The organism is Marinobacter shunpengi (assembly GCF_045449715.1).
GTDB lineage: Bacteria > Pseudomonadota > Gammaproteobacteria > Pseudomonadales > Oleiphilaceae > Marinobacter.
The window spans coordinates 168,700-189,094 of sequence record NZ_JBJJLA010000010.1 but is presented as its reverse complement, the minus strand read 5'-3'; the positions used below and the strand labels follow the sequence as shown (position 1 = coordinate 189,094).

Here is a 20,395-nt window from a genome sequence, read left to right as displayed (position 1 = left end):
TAGCTTGCCCCGGCACTGGCAGGATGTAGCGGAGAGGTGGGGTTTTGGGTTACCGGGACTGCTAGTTCGTAGCCTGTTCCGACGATTCGTCGGCGGACGACCCACCGTTGGGCATGACCTCCGGATAACGGGAGGCCAGTTCCCGCTGTCTTTCCGTGCGCTGTTCCGGGGTCAGGTTCGGATCCGCCTGGATGGCCATGACATCAAGGGTGTAGCGGGCCATCTGCTCCTCCTGCCGGTACAGTTCGTCGGCCAGTTCCGGCCCCAGATGAGTACGGCGCAGGCGGGCAATCTGCTCGTAATCATTGCGCAGGGACTGTGGGTCGCCACGAACCGCCAGTGTGTCGGAAATCTCCCGGAAGGCGTTGCTGTAGCGGTAGAACTTTTCCGTGATTTGCACCGCCTGTTCCCCCGCCTGTCCCGCCAGACCGGCTTCAATCATCACCTTCAGTTCTTCCAGTTGCTGCTCATCCATGGTGACCCGGGCATCCAGGAAGGCCTGCTCCAGCACGGTCTGGGCGGCCTCGTTCAGGACGATGTCGCCGTTCTCGTCCAGTTCGACCCGGCTCAGGGCATCGGCCACCTGTTCAAGTTTGAACGGGAGATCGGTTTCCTCTTCCTGTTCCGCCTCGACAGGCTGTTCCGGCTCGTCCTCCTCCGCTGCCAGCATGGTCCCGGAGAACAGCTTTTCTTCTCCAGGGCCCTCGTTTGCCTGCGGTGTTTCCGTGGTGGCAGGTTGCGGTTCCGCAGCCTGTTCCTCTGCCGGTGTGCCGGATTCCGGAATCAGTGCCTTTCCCCCCGCCCAGATGGCGATGGCCACGACACCAAGGATACCGGCGCCAGAGGCAAACAGTGCGGCCCGGTTTCTGGAACGGGGCGCCGGAGTGTTGTTTTTTCTGGCCTTGTTGATCCGGGTAGTCACGGCATCAACTCCTCGACACCCTGTTGCTCACGAATATGGGAAATGGTGGTGCCTGACCACTTCTTCATGGCCCGGCGCAGGCTGGAGGCGCAGGAGAAGCCGACGATGTCGGCGACCTCGTCCACGCTCAACCCGGATGACCGGAGCTGATGGGTGGCAATCTCCATTCTGACGGAATGGAGCAGTTTGCGGAATGAGGTCTTTTCCGCGGCCAGCCGTCGGGTCAGGGACCGTGGTGGCATTTGCATGCCCTGGGCCACCTGCTCCAGGTCAATGGATGGGTTGAAGTGGGAGCGGATATGCCAGCGCACCCGGTCGGTAAAGGTGATATCCACCGGCGCCTGGTTCAGTTCCTGTTCGCATTGCTGGATCAGCTTGCGGTAGGCCCGGCGACGATAGGGGCGGAAGGGCTTGATGACATAGTTGTAGTCAGCCGAGATGGCGGTCCGGTCGGTGCCGAAGGTGACCGACTTGCAGGGCAGTTCGCTGTACAGGTCAACGTGGGCCGGTTCCGGGTAATCCAGGGTAACGTGCACATCGGTGTCCCGGGCGTCCGGATTGCCGCAGAGTGTCCACAGCCGGGCCGCCATGGCCACCCGGAACTCGAGGGTGAACATGCGCACGTCCTCCTCGTAGACCTCGTCGGTGGCATAGTCGAGGGGGTCCACCACCCGGCGGTTGCAGTCGATATAGGTGGTGGGTCGGGACACCATCAGCGCGTAATAGGGCTGTGCTATTACCAGGTACCGACGGAAAGCCTCGCCGGCTTCCTTCAGGCTGGGGCTGGAATGGATTGTGTAGCCCAGGGTTCCCCAGAAACTCCAGTCCATCTCCATGCCGGTGATAAGGCCAAGCCCGGGCTTGCGACAGTGCTGTATGCCATTGCGGACCAGGGTTTGCTGTTGCATGTAGCTGATGCGGATGTCCTGCATGTCAAACATGGCCGGAGATATGCCGGTGCCCTTGAGGAGATCGCTGAGGCTGGCTCCATGTCGGACGAAAATCTCAATAAATCCCAGTGGATGCAGGTGGAGTGGGATCACTCTGGCGTTGAAGTCCATGTTGAGAGCCCCCTTTGATTGTCAATGCCATTCTTGTGTTGGTGTTGTAACATTCCTTTACAGTGTGCCCTGATTCTCAGTGGGGTAACAGGAACCCCTTAACAAAATTGACTCCTGCATCTAGTACATATTGAAAAGGCAGAAACGCCGGCCCCCGAAGGCCGGCGTTTTCGCTTGTCAGGGAGGCAGATGCCGTTTACAGGCCCTTGCGTTCGATATCCCAGCCGCTCAGGTCACAGGCGGTGCAGGGGCCGGTGAAAAGTTCCGCCGCGGCGCTGTCACCTTGCAGCTGATACAGCCACCAGGCGGTGCTGATGCCGGCAAACTCGCCGAAGTCGCCGACTGGCTCGAAGTGACCCGCGCCATTGAGGGTGGCCCAGAACACCGGTACATCCACACGGCTGAATACCGGGCTCTGGTTCCGCGCCGGGCCCGCCAGGGCGTCGTTACTGCCGGAGAGCAGCAGCATCGGAGCGGTTTGCTCATCCTGTGAATCTGCGTCGTGGCCCAACCCGAGGACATAGGGCTGGACCGGTGCCGTGGCGGTGATACGGCTGTCACGGGCTGCCATGATGGTGCCGCCACCGCCCTGGGAGTGGCCGGAGGCACCGATGCTGGAGAAGTCAACGCTGCTGCTATAACTGGACTGGCGAACCGCGTCGATACAATCCAGCATTTCTTCGCCGGACCCGGCGTTGGCGGTGTTGGCCGCTGCCACCACAAAGCCGTAGGAGGCCCAGTGCTCCAGGCCATCGCTGTAGGTGGACGGGGAACCGCCCGTACCGTTGCCCCAGAGGATCAGTGGTGCCCCTGCCGGTACGCTGCGGGGGCGATAGATGGTGCATGATTGTCCTTCGCTACCGGAGGTGGTGGCGTAGGAACCGGGTGACGCGTACTGGTCCGTGGGGTCGCCACCGCCGCCGCCACCGACCGCGAGGGCGGAACTGGAGATCAGCAGTGCACCGACGGCAACTACAGATTTGCGCAGCACAGACGACTTGAATCTGGCGAGTTTCATAGTGTTTTCCCCGATCTTCAGAACGTCGTTATTGGATTTTGAGTTGGCCGTGAAGCAGGGGTGATGGAGGTTAACTATCAGGCTCCCTGAATCAGCCTGGTTCGATAGTAGAGGTTGGTGACGGGGGCAGCGCATCACAGCATGTGCAAATCTTGAGCGATTTCCGGTGGTGGGGTCGATCCGGTGTGAAGGGGTTCGCTTTTGCCCGGGGCAGTAATTGTCAGGCAATGTTGCCGGCAGCCACGGCGGACGCCCAGGCCCACTGGAAGTTGTGACCGCCAAGGTGGCCAGTCACGTCGACAACCTCGCCGATAAAGTAAAGTCCAGGGCTATCATTGGCTTCCATGGTCTTTGAGGAGAGGTGTCGGGTGTCCACCCCCCCCATTGTGACCTCGGCGGTGCGGTAACCTTCGGTGCCCGCGGGTTGCAGGGTCCAGCCCGAAAGGGTGCTGGCTGCAGACTCCAGGTCACTGTTCCGGTATTCCTGCAGGGGGCCGGACCATTCCTGCAGACGGGCGAACGCCTGGGCGAAGCGTTTGGGCAGGGTGTCCGACAGGTAGCGTTCCAGGCTGAGGGACGGTTGCTCCCGCTTCAGGGCTTTTAGCTCCCCGTGTACGTCCCGCCCTGGTAGCAGGTCGATGGACAGCGGGTCGCCCGGATGCCAGAAGCTGGATATCTGTAGCATGGAGGGACCGCTCAGTCCCCGGTGAGTGACCAGCATGGGCTCACGGAAGTGCTCGCCGTTGCAGTGGACGTCCACCGGGCAGCTCAGGCCGGCCAGGGGCGCAAGCTGCTCCCTGAGCTCCGGGTGAAGCGTGAAGGGCACGAGTCCGGCCCGGGTCGGCAGCACCGGCAGGCCAAACTGACGTGCGATGTCGTAGCCAAAGCCGGTAGCCCCCATGGTGGGAATGGAAAGCCCACCGCTGGCGATCACCAGGGCGCCGCAATGGATGGCGCCGCCGCTGGTTTGAAGCTGGTACCCTCCGGCGCGGTCGGTCACCGATTCCACGCTGGTTTTGAGTCGTAGCTCCGCACCGGCCCATTCGCATTCGGTCAGTAGCATATCCAGAAGGTCTTTGGCGCTGTCGCGGCAGAACAGCTGTCCTGCTGCCTTTTCCACATGTTCGATGCCATGTCGCTCTACCAGATCCAGGAAATCCTGGGGCCGGTAGCGCTTGAGGGCGGAAATGCAGAAATGGGGGTTGTCGGACAGGAAGTTGGCCGGTGTGCTGTTGAGGTTGGTGAAGTTGCAGCGACCACCGCCAGACATCAGGATCTTCCGGCCGGGTTTGGCGGATCGCTCGATCACCAGCACCCGACGTCCACGGTAACCGGCCGTGGCGGCACACATCAGGCCCGCCGCGCCGGCGCCGATAATGACGACATCGTAGGTCTGGGCCATGGTTCTGTGCTTCCTGTCCGGTCGGAGGGCGGCAGTATAACGGTCGAGGTAGCCCTGCGATACCCTCGGTAACCGGCGGTTTCCGGGGCCAGAACGTAAGCAATTGTGAAATGACACTCCCGGTGGTCACCCGTTACCATGACCGGGCTCGACTATTCCAGACAAACCTGTATGTTCTTAGTGGATAACAACAAGGGCCTGCTCCCCCAACCAGCCGGGCCCGACAAAAAAACCTGGAGGACGTAATGAAAGTTGGCCTGATCGTGGACTCCGCCTGCGACCTACCCCATGAATTCATTCGCCGGCATGGCATCTTCATCCTGCCGCTGACCGCGAAAATCGATAACCAGACCTTCATTGACGACCACAATCCGGACACCACGGAAGATTTCTATCAGCAGGGGCTGCTGGGCAAGGGTCACCATGCTGAAACCGAGGCTTTCTCCGCCGCACAGATTCGTGAACTCTTCCTGGAAAAGGTGGTGCCCAACTACGACGTGGCCATCTGCGAAACGGTGGATCGCTCACGCAGCCAGATCTACCAGAATGCCTCCGAAGCCATGAATATGGTCATGGCACAGGCCAAATCCGTCCGCGAGAAGGCCGGCGTTGAGGGCAATTTCACCATGCGGGTTATCGACAGTGGCCAGCTGTTCGCGGGTCAGGGGCTGCTGGCTGCCTACACGGTAAGCCTGCTGGGTAAGGGGCTGTCCAAGAACGCACTCCGCCATGAGGTGGAGAAGTTTGCGGAAAAGGTCTGGATCTGTGTGGTGCCGAAGGACCTGAGTTACATTCGCGAGCGTGCCCGCCGCCGGGGTGACAAGAGCGTATCCGGCATCGTGGCGTTCCTGGGTAAGGCCCTCAATATTACCCCGATTATCTGGGGCAAGGGCGTTATCGGCAAACCGGTGGCCAAGACCCGGTCCATGGACGCCGCTGTGGAGAAGGTTATGGATTACGCCGCGCAGCGTGTGGAAGTGGGGCTACTGGCGCCGATTGTGTCCATATCCTGTGGCATGAGCTGGGAGGAGATTGAGGCGCTGCCAGGGCTGGATCGCCTGCGCAGGGTCTGTGAAGAGAACAATGTACAGCTGCTGCTCTCGCGTATGGGCATCACCAGCAGCATCTATATAGGTCCGGGCAGCATCTGCCTGTCGCTGGCGGCGGAAGACCACGAGTTCGATGCCTGATCGGACTCGACTGTGACATCCGTCACACTGGATCAAAGGTTGACAAGGATCACACTGAAACCTTGAACGCTTTCTGGTAAAAGAGCGCCTCCTGTTACACCACTCGCCGCTTACCCCCAGAGCGGCGCACTTCGGGAGGCGTTATGCGTGTTGGTTTGATGGTGGACTCGGCCTGTGATTTGCCACCCGAGTTTATCCGTAAAAACGATATCTTCATCCTGCCGCTCACGGCGATCATTAATGGTCAGACCTATGTGGACGACCATGATCCCGCGACTACGGCGGAGTTCTATGATCGTGGCCTGCTACTAAAGGGGCATCACGCGGAAACGGAGGCTTTCAGCGCCGAATCCATCCAGAAGCTGTTCCTGGAAAAGGTCGTGACGGAATACGACATGGCGTTCTGTGAAACGGTGGACCGGTCCCGCAGTGGAATTTTCGACAATGCGACGCTGGCCATGAACCAGGTCATGGCGCGCTACCAGCCTATCCGCGAGAAGGCTGGTCGTTCGGGGCCGTTTTCCATGCGAGTCATCGATACCGGTCAGGTATTCGCCGGGCAGGGGCTTATGGCTGCCCATACCCTGCGGCTCATCGACCAGAAGTTGTCAAAGAATGCCCTTCGTCACCAGGTGGAGACCTTTGCCGACAATATCTACACCTGCTCCATTCCCCGCGACCTGCACTACATGCGCGAGCGGGCGCGCCGGCGTAACGTGAAGAGCATTTCCGCGGTCAGTGCCTTCCTGGGCAAGACCCTGAACATTACCCCCATTGTCTGGGGGCACGGCGCGGATGGTGCCGCGGTCGCCAAGACCCGGAGTTTCGATGCGGCGGTGGAGAAGGTACTGGACTATGCCGTCCGTCGGGTGGAGGCAGGATTGCTGACGCCCTACGTGTCACTGTCGTGCGGCATGTCGGCGGCGGAAATCGAGCAATTGCCAGGCCTGGATCGGCTGCGCGAAGCCTGCCGCCGCCACAAGGTGGAACTGCTGTTGTGCCAGATGGGTATCACCAGCAGCATCTATCTGGGGCCGGGCAGTGTGTGCCTTGCCCTTGCTGCTGAAGACCACGGGTTCGAAGACTGAGGCGGAAACAGAAAAGGGGGAGCCGGCCGGCTCCCCCTTTCTCCTGATTCACAGGTCACCACCCCCGGACCCCGTCCTGAGGACGGTCCGGGTATGGGTTGCCGTGATCAGCGCTCCAGATACTGCAGCTTGTCCGGCTTGCCGTCCCACTCTTCCGCGTCGGGCAGCGGGTCCTTCTTCTCGGTGATGTTCTCCCATTTGGCGGCCAGATCAGCGTTGATCTCGATGAACGGTTCCTGACCCGCAGGCAACTCGTCTTCGGAGAATATGGCCTCGGCCGGACACTCCGGCTCACACAGCGCACAATCGATGCACTCGTCCGGGTCAATCACCAGAAAATTCGGGCCTTCGTAGAAGCAGTCCACCGGACATACTTCCACGCAGTCCGTGTACTTGCACTTGATGCAGTTGTCGGTAACCACAAACGTCATAGTCAGATTCCTGGTCTGGTGGTCTGTCTCATCAGTGGGGTGGTTCTGGTGTTATCGCCTGGGACAGGTCCCGATCCGGGGCCTGTCGTGGAGGGCGACCGCCACCCTTCGTTCTGATCATTGGTAATTGGAGGCCGATATTGTAGGGAGCACCCGCCCGCCCCGCAAGCGTTACGGGGCTATAACCTTATGAGGGCGGGTTTTCAGGCCTGTTGCTATCCCTTTGTGTTGGCCAGTTTACGCAGTTCGTAGAGTTGTTCCAGCGCCTGTCTGGGTGTCAGATCATCCGGGTCCAGTTCCGACAGGGCCTTCTCCACGGCACTGGGTTCCAGGCTGGCAAACATGTCCCCCTGGAAAACGCCGGCTTGTGGAGCACTGGCGGGCCGTGGCTCCGCAGGTGTCGAGGCGGACAGGGTCACCGGCTCCTGGCGGTTGCCCTCCAGGCGCTGCAACTGGGACCGGGCATGACTAATCACCGATTGGGGAACCCCCGCCAGTTGCGCTACCTGGAGGCCGTAGCTCTGGCTGGCGGGTCCGTCATGGACCGTATGCAGGAAGACAATGCTGTCGTCGTGCTCGGTGGCGGTCAGGTGTACGTTCACCGCGTGGTCGAGCTGGTCGGCCAGCTGGGTCAGCTCGAAATAGTGAGTGGCGAACAGGGTATAGCAGCCCACCTCCCGTGCCAGGTGTTCCGCGGTGGCCCAGGCCAGGGACAGACCGTCGAAGGTGCTGGTGCCCCGGCCCACCTCGTCCATCAGTACCAGGCTGTGACGACTGGCGTTGTGGAGGATGTTGGCGGTTTCGGTCATTTCCACCATGAAGGTGGAGCGGCCACCGGCGATGTCGTCGGAGGACCCCATGCGGGTGAAGATCCGGTCCACCGGGCCCAGTACCGCCCGGTCCGCCGGTACGAAACTGCCGCAGTAGGCGAGCAGGGCTATCAAGGCGGTCTGGCGCATATAGGTGGACTTACCCCCCATGTTGGGGCCGGTGATCACCAACATCCGCCGCTGTTCGTCCATCAGCACGTTATTGGGCACGAAGGGTTCGTCCAGCAACTGTTCCACCACCGGGTGCCGGCCGGCGTCGATATCCAGGCCCGGTGTCTCGCGGAATTCCGGTGCGGTAAACCGCAGGCTGGTGGCCCGCTCGGCGAAGTTGGCGAGTACGTCCAGTTCCGCCAGTGCCTGGGCGCTGTCCTGGAGTTGTGGCAACTGTTCTGCAAGAGTTTCCAGCAACTGGTCGTACAGGCCTTTTTCCCGGGCCAGGGCGCGACTCTTGGCGCTCAGGGCCTTGTCCTCGAACTCCTTCAGTTCCGGGGTGATGAAGCGTTCGGCATTCTTCAGGGTCTGGCGGCGGATATAGTCCACCGGCGCCTGGTCCGACTGGGCGCGGCTGATCTCGATGTAGTAGCCGTGCACCCGGTTGTAGCCCACTTTCAGGGTGGTGATGCCGGTGCGTTCCCGCTCCCGGGTCTCCACGTCCAGCAGGAACTGGCCGGCGTTCTCGCTGATATTGCGCAGGTCGTCCAGCTCATCATCGAAACCTTCCCGGATCACGCCGCCGTCGCGGATGACCACTGGCGGGTTGTCGATGATGGCCCGTTCCAGCAAGTCCGCCAGTTCGGGATACTCACTGATCAGACTGGCCAGCCTGACCACGTGGTGGGAGCTGACCGGCCTGAGCGCCTGTTGCAGGTCGGGCAGGGCAGCGAAGGCATCCCGCAGGCGGGCCAGGTCCCGGGGGCGGGCGGAGCGCAGGGCAACCCGGGCCAGGATGCGTTCAATATCGCCCACCCGTTTGAGCAGGTCGTGCACCGGCTCGTAGTGAAAGCCATCCAGCAGGGCGGCCACCGCGTGCTGACGCTGGTAGACCTGTTCCGAATCCCGTAGCGGGCGGTTGAGCCAGCGGCGCAACTGGCGGGCGCCCATGGCAGTGGCGGTGCGGTCCATGACCCAGGCGAGGGTGTGCTGATGTCCGCCCAGCAGGTTGGTGTCAATTTCCAGGTTGCGACGGCTGGTGGCGTCCAGTACCACCGCGTCTTCCCGCCGTTCCCGCGTCAGCTTGCGGATATGGGGCAGGGCGGTGCGCTGGGTTTCCCGGGCATACTGCAGCAGGCAGCCGGCAGCGCAGATGGCCAGGGTCAGGTCCTCACAGCCAAAGCCGGTGAGGTCCCGCACCTGCAACTGCTGGGTCAGCAGGCGGTGGGCGGTTTCCGCCTCGAACAGCCAGGGCCCCTGGCGACGAATACCGCTGAGACCGTCCAGCAGGTCCTCGAAGGGGAAATCCTCGCTGATCAGCACTTCCGCCGGGCGCAGTCGCTGGATCTCTTCCTGCAGGGCGTCGGTGCCCTCGATCTCCGAGACGGCGAAGCGGCCACTGGAAATGTCCAGGGTGGCAATGCCAAACCCTTCCCGGTGATGGAAGATGGACAGCAACAGGTTGTCGCGGCGGTCTTCCAGGAAGGCCTCGTCGCTGAGGGTGCCCGGGGTAATGATGCGCACCACCTTGCGCTCCACCGGGCCCTTGGCGGTAGCCGGGTCGCCGATCTGCTCACAGATGGCGATGGACTGGCCGGCGCGAACCAGGCGGGCGATGTAGTTCTCGGCAGCATGGTAGGGCACTCCCGCCATGGGAATCGGGTTGCCGCCGGACTGGCCCCGGGCAGTCAGGGTGATATCGATCAGTTCAGCGGTCTTTTTGGCGTCATCATAGAACAGCTCGTAGAAATCCCCCATACGGTAGAACAGCAGTTCATTGGGGTGCTCCCCCTTGATCTTCAGGTACTGGCGGATCATGGGGGTGTGCCTGGAAAGGTCGTTCTGTGCTGCCGACATGTAATGTGCGCCCAGTTGGTGGAGTCTGAGAAATCCCGGTGTAGAATCGGCTAAAAGCCGGTGCCCCGAAGACTGCGTGATAGCGAACCACACCGTAGCGATATTGTTGCTCGCAGACAGGGCCACCGGATTGTAAGAAAATATGACGCTGGATGAAACGAGGAGGCTGCGGATGTTGAAAGACTCGACCATGGAGCAGGCGGCCAACCACCTGGGTGACCTCCTTTCCCTGCGGGGGCAGACCATGGTGACGGCGGAGAGTTGTACCGGTGGCTGGATCGTAAAGGCCCTGACCGACCGGCCAGGCTCGTCGGACTATGTCCTCGGTGGCCTGGTGACCTACAGCAACGGCATGAAACGTGAGCTGTTGCACGTTTCAGCCGAAAACCTGGAACAGCATGGCGCCGTCAGCGAGCCGGTGGTACGGCAGATGGTGGCGGGTGCGGTAAAGGCGACCGGTGCGGATTTTGCCATTGCCACCAGTGGCGTGGCGGGTCCTGGCGGGGGCAGCGAGGGCAAGCCGGTGGGCACGGTCTGGTTCGCCTGGGGGGCGCCGACCAGTGGTATCGTGGCGCATCGTTGCCACTTCGACGGTGACCGCGATGCGGTCCGGCGGCAGAGCGTGGTCTATGCGTTGCAGGGGCTGACGGATTACGTCCAGACGCTCTGATCCGGCGTTGCACACGACCCTGCAAAGGGGATTTTCTGAATGGGGTTGGTCTGGGATCAGGACTGTGGTTTAATACTGTTCAAGTATACAGTAAAGTGGTCCGGGACAGTCGGAAACATTGAGGGTTTGCACTGATGGAAGACAATCGCAACAAAGCACTGAACGCGGCACTGAGCCAGATTGAACGCCAGTTCGGCAAGGGCGCCGTCATGAAAATGGGCGACCAGCCCCGGGAAGCCATTCCGGCGGTTTCCACCGGCTCACTTGGCCTGGACGTGGCCCTGGGTATCGGCGGCTTGCCCTATGGCCGGATCTGTGAAATCTATGGCCCGGAAAGCTCCGGTAAAACCACCCTGACCCTCCAGGTGATCGCCGAAGCCCAGAAAGATGATAAAACCTGTGCCTTCATCGACGCAGAGCATGCTCTGGACCCGGTTTACGCCGAAAAGCTCGGTGTGAATGTGGACGATCTGCTGGTATCCCAGCCGGATACCGGTGAGCAGGCACTGGAAATTGCCGACATGCTGGTGCGTTCGAACGCGGTAGACGTCATCATCGTCGATTCCGTTGCGGCGCTGACTCCGAAAGCGGAAATCGAAGGGGAAATGGGCGACAGCCATGTGGGTCTGCAGGCTCGTCTGATGTCCCAGGCCCTGCGCAAGCTTACCGGCAACGTCAAACACGCCAACTGTCTGCTGGTATTCATCAACCAGATCCGTATGAAGATCGGCGTGATGTTTGGCAGCCCGGAGACCACCACCGGCGGTAACGCCCTCAAGTTCTATTCCTCAGTGCGCCTGGATATCCGCCGCATCGGCTCCGTCAAGGAAGGTGACGAGGTGGTGGGTAACGACACCCGGGTCAAGGTGGTGAAGAACAAGGTATCGCCGCCGTTCAAGCAGGCCGAGTTCCAGATCATGTACGGCAAGGGTATTTACCACATGGCGGAAGTGGTGGACATGGGAGTCAAGGAAGGGTTCGTGGACAAGTCCGGTGCCTGGTACGCCTACAAGGGCGACAAGATCGGCCAGGGCAAGGCTAATGCCGCCAAGTTCCTGGAGGAGAATCCGGACATTGCCACCGAGATTGAAACCGCCATTCGCGATAAGTTGATGCCCAAGCCCGTACCCAAGGACAAGGAGCCGGCAACCGCTGAAGAGGAAGAAGCCAACGGCGAACTGCTCTGATTTGTCCATCGGATCGGGAGGAGCCATGGCAAACGTAAAGAAACTGCTGATTGTCGCCCATGCTCCCTCACCCAACACGCAGCGGCTCAGGGAAGCCGTTGCCGAGGGAGCCAGTCACCCGGACATCGAGAATGTCGAGGTCAGGGTACTGGCGCCCCTGGATGCCGGTCCGGATGACGTATTGTGGTGCGACGCCATTGTGCTGGGCACCACGGAAAATCTCGGGTACATGAGTGGTGCCCTGAAGGATTTCTTCGACCGAAGCTACTACCCCTGCCTGGAAAAGACCCAGGGCCTGCCTTTCACGTTTTATATCCGCGCCGGCCGCGATGGCACCGGCACCCACCGGGCGATCGATAGCATCACCACCGGATTACGCTGGCGTCAGGTGCAGGAGCCTGTGCTGTGCCGTGGCGAATTCCGGGAGGAATTCGTGGGTCAGTGCCATGACCTCGGCATGGCCATGGCGGCCAGCCTGGATGCCGGGTTGCTGTAACCGCCCTGTTGGGGGCTCAGGCACTGGTGCGGAGGTTACGCCCGCGCCGGTCTTCCAGGCTGGTTTCCTCGCCGGTTCGTGGGTGCAGCAGCATCGGGCGTCGCCGGCTGCTTTTCCGGCGCCTGTCGGGGCCCTTGAAGGCTTCCTGGCGGCGACGCCGGTCCGGTTGCACCCGGCGATCCCTTACCGGTTCGGCAGGCGCTGGCCGGGTGTCATCCACACGGACCACTTCCCTGGCGGGTGTCCTGGCCGGTCGGTCGAGTGCCGTCAGCGAGTGGGCAAACGTCTTGAGGATTTCCACGTTATTGATCTCCCTGAAAAATGATTCCCTGACCACTCTGGTCGACTGCGGAATATCAGTGTGTGGCCGAGTTCTGGTAGTTGGTCACTCCTGTTTATCGGCCCCGCCCGGACGATCTTTAGCCTGTACCGGGGTGCGCTAGCAAGAAACAAGCAAGAAACGTGCACCGGTACGCATTCCTGGCGCCCTGTTACGGCACAGGCGACAGATGTGGCAGAACAGCCTAGAATGGCCGGTTTCCCCGGCAGACAGTAACGTCACTTGCCACTATGCTGGGAACTTGTGACCACTCATTCGAGAACAACAGGACATCACATTGAAGGCTTTGCCCCTGAATCAGCTTTACAAGGCTTGCGTTCTAAAGGACCTCCCCTTCAAGACCACCCGACAGTTGGATCCCCTGGCTGAGATCGTTGGCCAGAACCGCGCCCAGGAAGCCGTACGCTTTGCGCTCAACATGCCCCACGGCGGCTACAACGTGTACGCCGTCGGTCGCAATGGCCTGGGCAAGCGCACCATGATGCTGCGCTACCTGGAGCATCATGTGGACGAGGACCACCGCATCCATGACTGGTGCTATGTGGCCAATTTCGACGATCCCCGGGTGCCTCGGATGATCCGCCTGCCGGCCGGGGAGGGTGGCAATCTCAAGCAGGACATGGAAAAGCTCATGTCCCGCCTGGTAAAGATGATTCCCCAGACCTTCGACAGTGACAGCTTCCTGGAGCGTGCCGAACAGCTCAAGGGGGAGTATGGCAAGAAGCAGGAGGATGAGCTGGAAAAGGTGGCCAACCAGGCCAAGCGCAAGAAAGTCAGCCTGACCCTCACCACGCCTGGTGGTTACCGGCTGGTGGCCATGAACGGTGACGAACCCCACACGGCGGAGACCTTTGCCGGGCTGAGCGAAGCCCAGCGCAACAAATTCGAAGAGGACATCAACAAGCTGGAGAAGAAACTGCGGCAGGCGGTGCGCAAGATTGCGGACTGGGAGCAGGAATATGCGGAAAAGCAGCAGGCTCTGAACCAGGAAACCCTGGAGTCCATTTCCGGTCACCAGATCGACGAGCTGGTCAAACGCTACGAGAAAGAGCCGGATGTGGTGGACTATCTCGAAGCCGTTCGCAAGGACCTGGCCGAAAACCTGGACATCTTCCTGGATGACAACGAGGACCAGGCGGCCATCGCCTATGCCTCCCTGGACAAGAAGATGCCCCGTCGCTACCTGGTGAACCTGCTGGTGCACCAGAAGAGCGATGAGGTGCCGGTGGTGGTGGAAGACAACCCTACCTATCACAACCTGTTTGGCTACGTGGAGAACGTGACCTTCAAGGGCACCGTATTCACGGACTATTCCCTGATCCGCCCCGGCAGCCTGCACAAGGCCAATGGTGGCTACCTGCTGATGGACGCCATCAAGGTACTGGAGCAGCCCTTCGTCTGGGATGGCCTTAAAAGGGCCTTGCGCAGCAGGTCCATCATGATCAACTCCCTGGAGCGGGAGCTGACCCTGTCGGGCACCATTTCCCTGGAACCGGAGGCGATTCCGCTGGATGTGAAGATCGTCCTGTTCGGTGACCGGGAAACCTGGATGCTGCTGCAGGAATACGATCCCGAATTCGCGGAGCTGTTCCGGGTGACTGCGGATTTCGAGAACGAGATGCGTCGCACCCCGGAAAGTCAGTTGCTCTATGCCAAGTTCATCGCCAGCCTGGTTTATGAAAAGGGACTGCTGCACTGTGACCGCAAGGCCGTGGCCCGGGTGATCGAATACAGCTCCCGTACCGCCGAACACCAGGACAGGCTCTCGCTTCATGCCGCCGATATTGCCAACCTGCTGAGGGAGTCGGACTACTGGGCCCGTCAGGCCAATGCGCGACTGATCCAGGACAAACATGTGGAACAGGCCCTGGAGAGCGCCCGTTACCGCAGCAGTCGCATCCGGGACCAGTTCTACGATTCGATCCGCGACGGTACCACCCTGGTCACCACCGAGGGCAAATGTGTGGGGCAGGTTAATGCGTTGTCCGTGCTGTCCACCGGTGGTTTTGAGTTCGGCCTGTCAAACCGTGTGACGGCCACCTGTTACTACGGTGACGGGGATGTGCTGGATATTGAGCGTGATGCCAAGCTGGGCGGTAACATTCATTCCAAGGGGGTGATGATCCTCAGTGCCTGGCTGTCGTCCCGGTTTGCCGCCCAGGATCCCATGCACCTGTCTGCCAGCCTGACCTTCGAACAGAACTATGGCGAGGTGGACGGCGACAGTGCGTCGGTGGCGGAGCTGTGTGCGCTGGTTTCGGCCCTGTCCGGGGTGCCGGTGCGCCAGGATCTGGCCATTACCGGCTCCATGAACCAGTTTGGCGAGGTGCAGCCGATCGGCGGTGCCAATGAGAAGGTGGAGGGATTCTTCGAGACCTGTCGTATCAAGGGACTGACCGGCACCCAGGGTGTGATTGTGCCGGCCACCAATGTGCAGAACCTGATGCTGGACAGCCAGGTGGTGGAAGCGGTCAGGGCTGGGCAGTTCCGCATCTACGCCGTCAATACGGTGGAGGAGGCGGTGGAACTGTTGATGGGCAAGCCGGCGGGCGTCGCCGACCGCAAGGGCCAATACCCCCGTGGTAGCCTCTTTGGTGCCATTGCCCGTCGCCTGTCCGACATGCGGGAGCATGAACGTCGTGAGCATGAAGGGGCTGCAAAGGATTCCACGATCCATTAACCTCTTGGGAAACTCCGGCGGATGCCATTCGGAAGCGGCCTTCCAAAGGGCGCGATGGGTCAGGGTACAAACGGGTCAGGGTAAAATAACGACAGGAGCTACAGGAATGACCGATATCCAGCAAACCGTATACGTGGTTGAGGACGATGAGGCGGTACGTGACTCTCTCGAGTTGCTGCTGAAATCCGATGGCAAGGCGGTGAAGACCTATCCCAGTGCCACGGACTTCCTCGGCGATTATTCGGAAGAGATGGCCGGCTGCATCGTGCTGGATATCCGCATGCCCGGCATGGATGGCATGGAGCTGCAGAAGAAGCTCAACGCCCGTCATTCGCTGTTGCCCATTATCTTCGTGACGGGCCACGGTGATGTGCCCCTGGCTGTAGATGCCATGAAGGAAGGCGCCGTGGACTTTATCCAGAAGCCCTACCGGGAAGAGGCCCTCCTTGAGAAAATCGAGTCCGCCCTGGAGCAGGACCGGGAGCAGCGCAAGACCCTGGGAGAGCGACAGGAGATCGTCCGCCGCATCAAGACCCTGACGCCCCGTGAGACCGAGATCATGGAGCGGATGATTGCCGGCCAGGCCAACAAAGTGATTGCCATTGAGCTTGAGATCAGCCAGCGCACCGTTGAGATCCACCGTTCACGGGTGATGCACAAGATGGGTACCCACTCCCTGGCCCACCTGGTTCGCATGGTGCTGTCCGTAAAGGACCTTATCGACGTCGGATGAACGGCGGTTCATCATGAACCTATTCCCGCAACCGGCTGTAACCTATGACTGACCAGGCCAGCACCGAGTCCACGGTGCTACTTGTTGACGACAATGCCCAGAACCTCAAGGTCCTGTACGAAACCCTCAAGGATCGTGGTTATCATCTGCTGATTGCCAACGATGGCAAGAAAGCACTGACCCTGGCATCCCGTCACCGGCCCGAAGTCATCCTGCTGGATATCATGATGCCGGACCTGGACGGCTACCAGGTATGCGAGCGTCTGAAGGCGGACCCGGTCACCGCGGATTCCGCCGTGGTTTTCCTGTCGGCCCTGGACGATGTGGATGCCAAGCTCAAGGGGTTCTCCCTTGGGGGTGCCGACTATATCTCCAAACCCTTTCAGGCCCAGGAGGTGATCGCCCGGGTGGGCACCCACGCCCGCGTCATACGCCTTGAGCGGACCCTGCAGGAGCGCAACCGGGAACTGGAAAGCGACCAGACCCGTATCCTCAATGCCATCAGCGAAGGCATCTACGGGCTGGATGCCGAGGGCGATATTGTCTTTGCCAACCCGGCGGCGGCCATGATCAGCGGTTGCAGCGTGGAAAAGCTGATCGGCCAGAATTTTTTCGAGCTTCACTTCCATCAGCCCCGTCCCTGTTCCGGAGCCCTGTGGCATCCATCGGAGGATGCTGCCGACGGGTTGCCGGTGCAGGCCACCTGTCGTCAGGGAATTGCCGAACATCAGCGTAACGTCACCATGTACCGGGCCGACCGCTCCGGCTTCCCCGCCGAATACCGGGCCACGCCCAAGAAGGAAGGGGACCGCCTGACCGGCGCGGTGGTGGTATTCCGGGATATCACCACCGAACTGGAGAACGAGCAGGCCCTGGAAGACGCCCGTAACCTGGTGCAGGAGCAGCGGGACCAGCTTGCCCATGCCTCCCGCATGGCCACCATGGGGGAAATGGCTGCCGGCTTTGCCCATGAGGTGAACCAGCCCCTGACCGCCATTACCAATTACGCCCGCGTTGCCCTGCGTATGCTCAGGACCGATGAACCCGATCCGGAACTGCTGTCACAGACCCTGGAAAAGATTGAAGCCCAATCCCACCGGGCCAGTGAGGTGGTCAGGCGTATTCGCGGGTTTGTCCGCAAGCCGGCGGTGGGCAAGGAGGTACTGTCGGTAGCTGCCTTGCTGGAGGAAACCCGCCAGTTTGCGGAGGTGGATGCCCGCAATAACGACGGTGGTGTCGAGGTGGTTGTGGCGGATGAGGTGCCGGATGTCCTGGCGGACCCCGTCCAGGTACAGCAGGTGGCCCTGAACCTGATCCGCAACGCGCTGGAGTCCACCCGGGGGGCGGGCTCCGTGGAACCGGTGGAGGTGAATGCCCGAATGCTGGACGACACCATGGTCCGCATCGAGGTCCGGGACCATGGTGAAGGCCTGCCCGAAGACGCCGAACAGAAGCTGTTCCTGCCGTTCTTTACCACCAAGAAGGAGGGGATGGGGATCGGTTTGACCCTGTGTCGTTCCCTGATTCAGGCTCAGGGGGGCGAGATCGGTTTTGAGCGTCCGGAGGGGCAGGGGGCGGTGTTCTTCTTTACCCTGCCAGTGGCTCCGGCGACGGCTGAGTTGAGTGCGGAGTAACCGGTTCAGGGAGGCTCTGGAAAAAGTTTTCAGGAAAGCGTTGACATGCCCGGAGCCATCTTTATAATGCGCCCACGTTGTCACAGAGCAGTCACGCAGACGGGCTCAGCCAGATCCACTCCTTCGGTTTCAGGTGGGTGGCAACAGATCGCGGAGCGGTAGTTCAGTTGGTTAGAATACCGGCCTGTCACGCCGGGGGTCGCGGGTTCGAGTCCCGTCCGCTCCGCCATTTTTCTCCCCCTTTCATGTCCCCTTTGATTTTCCTGTTTGGAAGCTCCCCTGGTCTTGGGTAGTTGTTCCTGTTTGTTTTTTACCTGTCGCAAAAATTGTCCGGTAAGTCTTGAGCCTGATCGGCCGAACCTCTACTTTAGTCGAATCCTGAACATGGGCGCCTTGTTCATCACCTGGTGAAAGCAGCCAAGATTGCGAATCCGGGGACATGGTCCGGCACCGGGTGCCGTTTTCCGGGACACGCCGTGGATCCGTCCATGGAGGCTCTTCAAAAACGTCCATGTTTTTGAAGGTCCCGGAAAACGGCCCCCGGCACCGAACCTCGAACCTGGGTGGTGCCGCCAAAAACTAAAATTGATTAAGAGAGACCCCGCATGACCGCTTCACAACAACCGGGCAAGGCCCGGTATCCCCATTTGCTGGCCCCTCTGGATCTGGGTTTTACCACGCTCCGTAACCGGACCCTGATGGGCTCCATGCACCTGGGGCTGGAAGAGCGCCCCAATGGTTTTGAGCGTCTGGCCGCCTTCTACGCCGAGCGGGCCCGTGGTGGTGCCGGGCTGATCGTGACCGGGGGCATCGGCCCTAATGTGGAGGGCAGTGTCGGCCCCGGCGCCGCGAAGATGACCACGGAGGAAGAGTCGGATCAGCACAAGGTGATTACCCAGGCCGTGCATGAGGCCGAAGGCACCATTTGCATGCAGATCCTCCATGCCGGTCGTTACGCCTATCATCCGCAACTGGTGGCGCCGTCTGCCGTGCAGGCGCCGATCAACCCGTTCACGCCCAATGAGCTGGATGAGGCCGGGATCGAGAAGCAGATCGAGGATTATGTGACCGCGTCGGCCCTGGCCCAGCGGGCCGGATACGACGGTGTCGAGATCATGGGCTCCGAGGGCTACTTCATTAACCAGTTTATCGTTGCCCGTACCAACAAGCGCACCGACGGTTGGGGTGGCAGTTACGAGAATCGTATCCGCCTGCCCCTGGAGATCGTTCGGCGGGTGCGGGAGAGGGTTGGCCCCAATTTCATCATTATCTACCGCCTGTCCATGCTGGACCTGGTGGAAGAGGGCAGTACCTGGGAAGAGGTGGTGCAACTGGGTAAGGCCATCGAGAAGGCCGGTGCCACCATCATCAATACCGGCATCGGCTGGCATGAGGCGCGGGTGCCCACCATTGCCACATCCGTGCCCCGGGGCGCGTTTACTGAAGTCACGGCGCGGATGAAGAAGGAAGTCAGTATTCCGCTGGTGACCACCAACCGCATCAATATGCCGGACGTGGCGGAGCAGATCCTCGCCACCGGCGAGGCGGACATGGTGTCCATGGCCCGGCCGTTCCTGGCGGATGCGGATCTGGTGAACAAGGCGGCGGAAGACCGGGCCGAGGAAATCAATACCTGCATTGGCTGCAACCAGGCCTGCCTGGACCATACCTTCAGCGGCAAGCTGACCAGTTGCCTGGTGAATCCCCGCGCCTGTTATGAGACCGAGCTCAATTACACCCCGACGGAAAGCCCCCGGAAACTGGCGGTGGTTGGCGCCGGTCCTGCCGGTCTGGCCTTTGCCACCGTGGCTGCCCAGCGCGGGCACAAGGTGACGTTGTTCGACTCCGCTGACGAGATCGGCGGGCAGTTCAACCTGGCCAAGCGGATTCCCGGCAAGGAGGAATTCCACGAAACCCTCCGCTATTACCGCGTCATGCTGGCGAAGCTTGACGTGGATGTGCGTCTGGGGTCGCGGGTTGACGCCGATACCCTGCGTGAGGGCGGGTTTGACGAGGTGGTTCTGGCCACTGGTATCAAGCCTCGCACGCCAGAGATCGAGGGTATCGACCATCCCAGGGTGGTGAGTTATATCGATGCCCTGACCGGTCGTAAGCCTATTGGCGAACGGGTGGCGGTGATTGGCGCCGGTGGCATCGGGTTCGATGTGTCGGAGTTCCTGGTGCATCAGGGGGCGTCGGTATCCCTGGACAAGCATGCCTTCATGAAGGAGTGGGGCGTGGACCTGTCGGTTGAGCATCGCGGCGGTGTCGAAGGTGTCAGTGCGGACGTGACGCCACCGGCGCGGGAGATCTGGTTGCTGCAGCGCAAGACGTCCAAGGTGGGCAAGGGGCTGGGCAAGACCACCGGCTGGATCCACCGTTCCGCCCTGAAGATGAAGGGCGTGCACATGGTACCGGGCGTCACCTACCGGCGGATCGATGACGAGGGGCTGCATGTGTCCATCGCCGGTAAGGGCGAGAATGCGGAGGACCGGGTGCTGGCCGTGGACAGTATTGTGGTCTGCGCTGGCCAGGATCCCCTGCGCGAGCTCCAGTCGGCACTGGAGGGAAGCAACCTGCCGGTGCACCTGATCGGCGGTGCGGATGTAGCGGCCGAGCTGGATGCCAAGCGCGCGATTGATCAGGGCAGCCGGCTGGCCGCCTCGCTATAACCTGTATCCGTTGGAGACGGGTCGCCGATATCGG

The 20,395-nt window shown here is 61.0% G+C and carries 16 protein-coding genes and 1 tRNA gene; 10 read left to right on the top strand and 7 right to left on the bottom strand.

Going from position 1 to position 20,395, the window contains the following annotated elements; genetic code table 11:
• Window positions 1-61 precede the first annotated feature (61 nt).
• The 4 genes from ACJO3T_RS05430 to ACJO3T_RS05415 form a co-directional block, all read right to left on the bottom strand.
• A complete protein-coding gene (locus ACJO3T_RS05430; protein ID WP_406977997.1) occupies window positions 62-922 on the bottom strand; it encodes a lipase secretion chaperone in 861 nt (286 codons plus the stop codon).
• Complete coding sequence (locus tag ACJO3T_RS05425) at window positions 919-1,983, bottom strand: helix-turn-helix domain-containing protein (RefSeq protein WP_406977996.1); 1,065 nt, start codon at window positions 1,981-1,983, stop codon at window positions 919-921. The genes ACJO3T_RS05430 and ACJO3T_RS05425 overlap by 4 nt, the downstream gene beginning before the upstream one ends.
• 196 nt (window positions 1,984-2,179) lie before the next feature.
• Entirely contained in the window at window positions 2,180-3,001 is an 822-nt protein-coding gene (locus ACJO3T_RS05420) for a poly(ethylene terephthalate) hydrolase family protein (protein WP_406977995.1), read from the bottom strand.
• Window positions 3,002-3,221: 220 nt separating this feature from the next.
• Window positions 3,222-4,403: a BaiN/RdsA family NAD(P)/FAD-dependent oxidoreductase gene (locus ACJO3T_RS05415; protein ID WP_406977994.1), complete on the bottom strand. Its 1,182-nt coding sequence runs from the start codon at window positions 4,401-4,403 to the stop codon at window positions 3,222-3,224.
• Window positions 4,404-4,648: 245 nt separating this feature from the next.
• On the opposite strand from ACJO3T_RS05415, the gene ACJO3T_RS05410 reads away from it, so the two are divergent.
• Window positions 4,649-5,593 carry a DegV family protein gene (locus ACJO3T_RS05410; protein ID WP_406977993.1) on the top strand — a complete coding sequence of 315 codons (945 nt, stop codon included), beginning with the start codon at window positions 4,649-4,651 and terminating at the stop codon, window positions 5,591-5,593.
• Between the two features lie 143 nt (window positions 5,594-5,736).
• On the top strand, window positions 5,737-6,681 hold the full coding sequence (locus ACJO3T_RS05405) for a DegV family protein (RefSeq protein ID WP_406977992.1): 945 nt from the start codon (window positions 5,737-5,739) through the stop codon (window positions 6,679-6,681).
• Between the two features lie 107 nt (window positions 6,682-6,788).
• On the opposite strand, the gene fdxA is transcribed toward ACJO3T_RS05405, so the two are convergent.
• Window positions 6,789-7,112: a ferredoxin FdxA gene (fdxA, locus tag ACJO3T_RS05400; protein WP_406977991.1), complete on the bottom strand. Its 324-nt coding sequence runs from the start codon at window positions 7,110-7,112 to the stop codon at window positions 6,789-6,791.
• A 215-nt stretch (window positions 7,113-7,327) separates the two neighbouring features.
• Window positions 7,328-9,949 carry a DNA mismatch repair protein MutS gene (gene mutS / locus ACJO3T_RS05395; RefSeq protein WP_406977990.1) on the bottom strand — a complete coding sequence of 874 codons (2,622 nt, stop codon included), beginning with the start codon at window positions 9,947-9,949 and terminating at the stop codon, window positions 7,328-7,330.
• A 172-nt stretch (window positions 9,950-10,121) separates the two neighbouring features.
• Here mutS and ACJO3T_RS05390 point away from each other — a divergent pair, with 172 nt between their 5' ends.
• The 3 genes from ACJO3T_RS05390 (at window position 10,122) to ACJO3T_RS05380 (ending at window position 12,302) form a co-directional block, all read left to right on the top strand.
• Window positions 10,122-10,619 (top strand): CinA family protein, encoded by a 498-nt coding sequence (locus tag ACJO3T_RS05390; protein ID WP_406977989.1) that lies wholly within the window; start codon window positions 10,122-10,124, stop codon window positions 10,617-10,619.
• A 134-nt stretch (window positions 10,620-10,753) separates the two neighbouring features.
• Entirely contained in the window at window positions 10,754-11,806 is a 1,053-nt protein-coding gene (gene recA / locus ACJO3T_RS05385) for a recombinase RecA (protein WP_406977988.1), read from the top strand.
• A 25-nt stretch (window positions 11,807-11,831) separates the two neighbouring features.
• Window positions 11,832-12,302 carry a flavodoxin family protein gene (locus tag ACJO3T_RS05380; RefSeq protein ID WP_406962048.1) on the top strand — a complete coding sequence of 157 codons (471 nt, stop codon included), beginning with the start codon at window positions 11,832-11,834 and terminating at the stop codon, window positions 12,300-12,302.
• Window positions 12,303-12,318: 16 nt separating this feature from the next.
• On the opposite strand, the gene ACJO3T_RS05375 is transcribed toward ACJO3T_RS05380, so the two are convergent.
• On the bottom strand, window positions 12,319-12,603 hold the full coding sequence (locus ACJO3T_RS05375; protein ID WP_406962050.1) for a hypothetical protein: 285 nt from the start codon (window positions 12,601-12,603) through the stop codon (window positions 12,319-12,321).
• 316 nt (window positions 12,604-12,919) lie between these two features.
• Here ACJO3T_RS05375 and ACJO3T_RS05370 point away from each other — a divergent pair, with 316 nt between their 5' ends.
• The 5 genes from ACJO3T_RS05370 to ACJO3T_RS05350 all read left to right on the top strand — a co-directional run bounded on the left by ACJO3T_RS05370 (window position 12,920) and on the right by ACJO3T_RS05350 (window position 20,361).
• Window positions 12,920-15,322 (top strand): Lon protease family protein, encoded by a 2,403-nt coding sequence (locus ACJO3T_RS05370; protein ID WP_406977987.1) that lies wholly within the window; start codon window positions 12,920-12,922, stop codon window positions 15,320-15,322.
• 106 nt (window positions 15,323-15,428) lie between these two features.
• Window positions 15,429-16,055, top strand: coding sequence for a response regulator FixJ (gene fixJ, locus ACJO3T_RS05365; protein WP_406962054.1), 627 nt, complete (start codon window positions 15,429-15,431; stop codon window positions 16,053-16,055).
• A 44-nt stretch (window positions 16,056-16,099) separates the two neighbouring features.
• A complete protein-coding gene (locus tag ACJO3T_RS05360; RefSeq protein ID WP_406962056.1) occupies window positions 16,100-17,689 on the top strand; it encodes an ATP-binding response regulator in 1,590 nt (529 codons plus the stop codon).
• A gap of 152 nt (window positions 17,690-17,841) precedes the next feature.
• Window positions 17,842-17,918: transfer RNA gene (locus ACJO3T_RS05355), tRNA-Asp, on the top strand.
• A gap of 376 nt (window positions 17,919-18,294) precedes the next feature.
• Window positions 18,295-20,361 carry an oxidoreductase gene (locus ACJO3T_RS05350; RefSeq protein WP_406977986.1) on the top strand — a complete coding sequence of 689 codons (2,067 nt, stop codon included), beginning with the start codon at window positions 18,295-18,297 and terminating at the stop codon, window positions 20,359-20,361.
• Window positions 20,362-20,395: the final 34 nt, after the last annotated feature.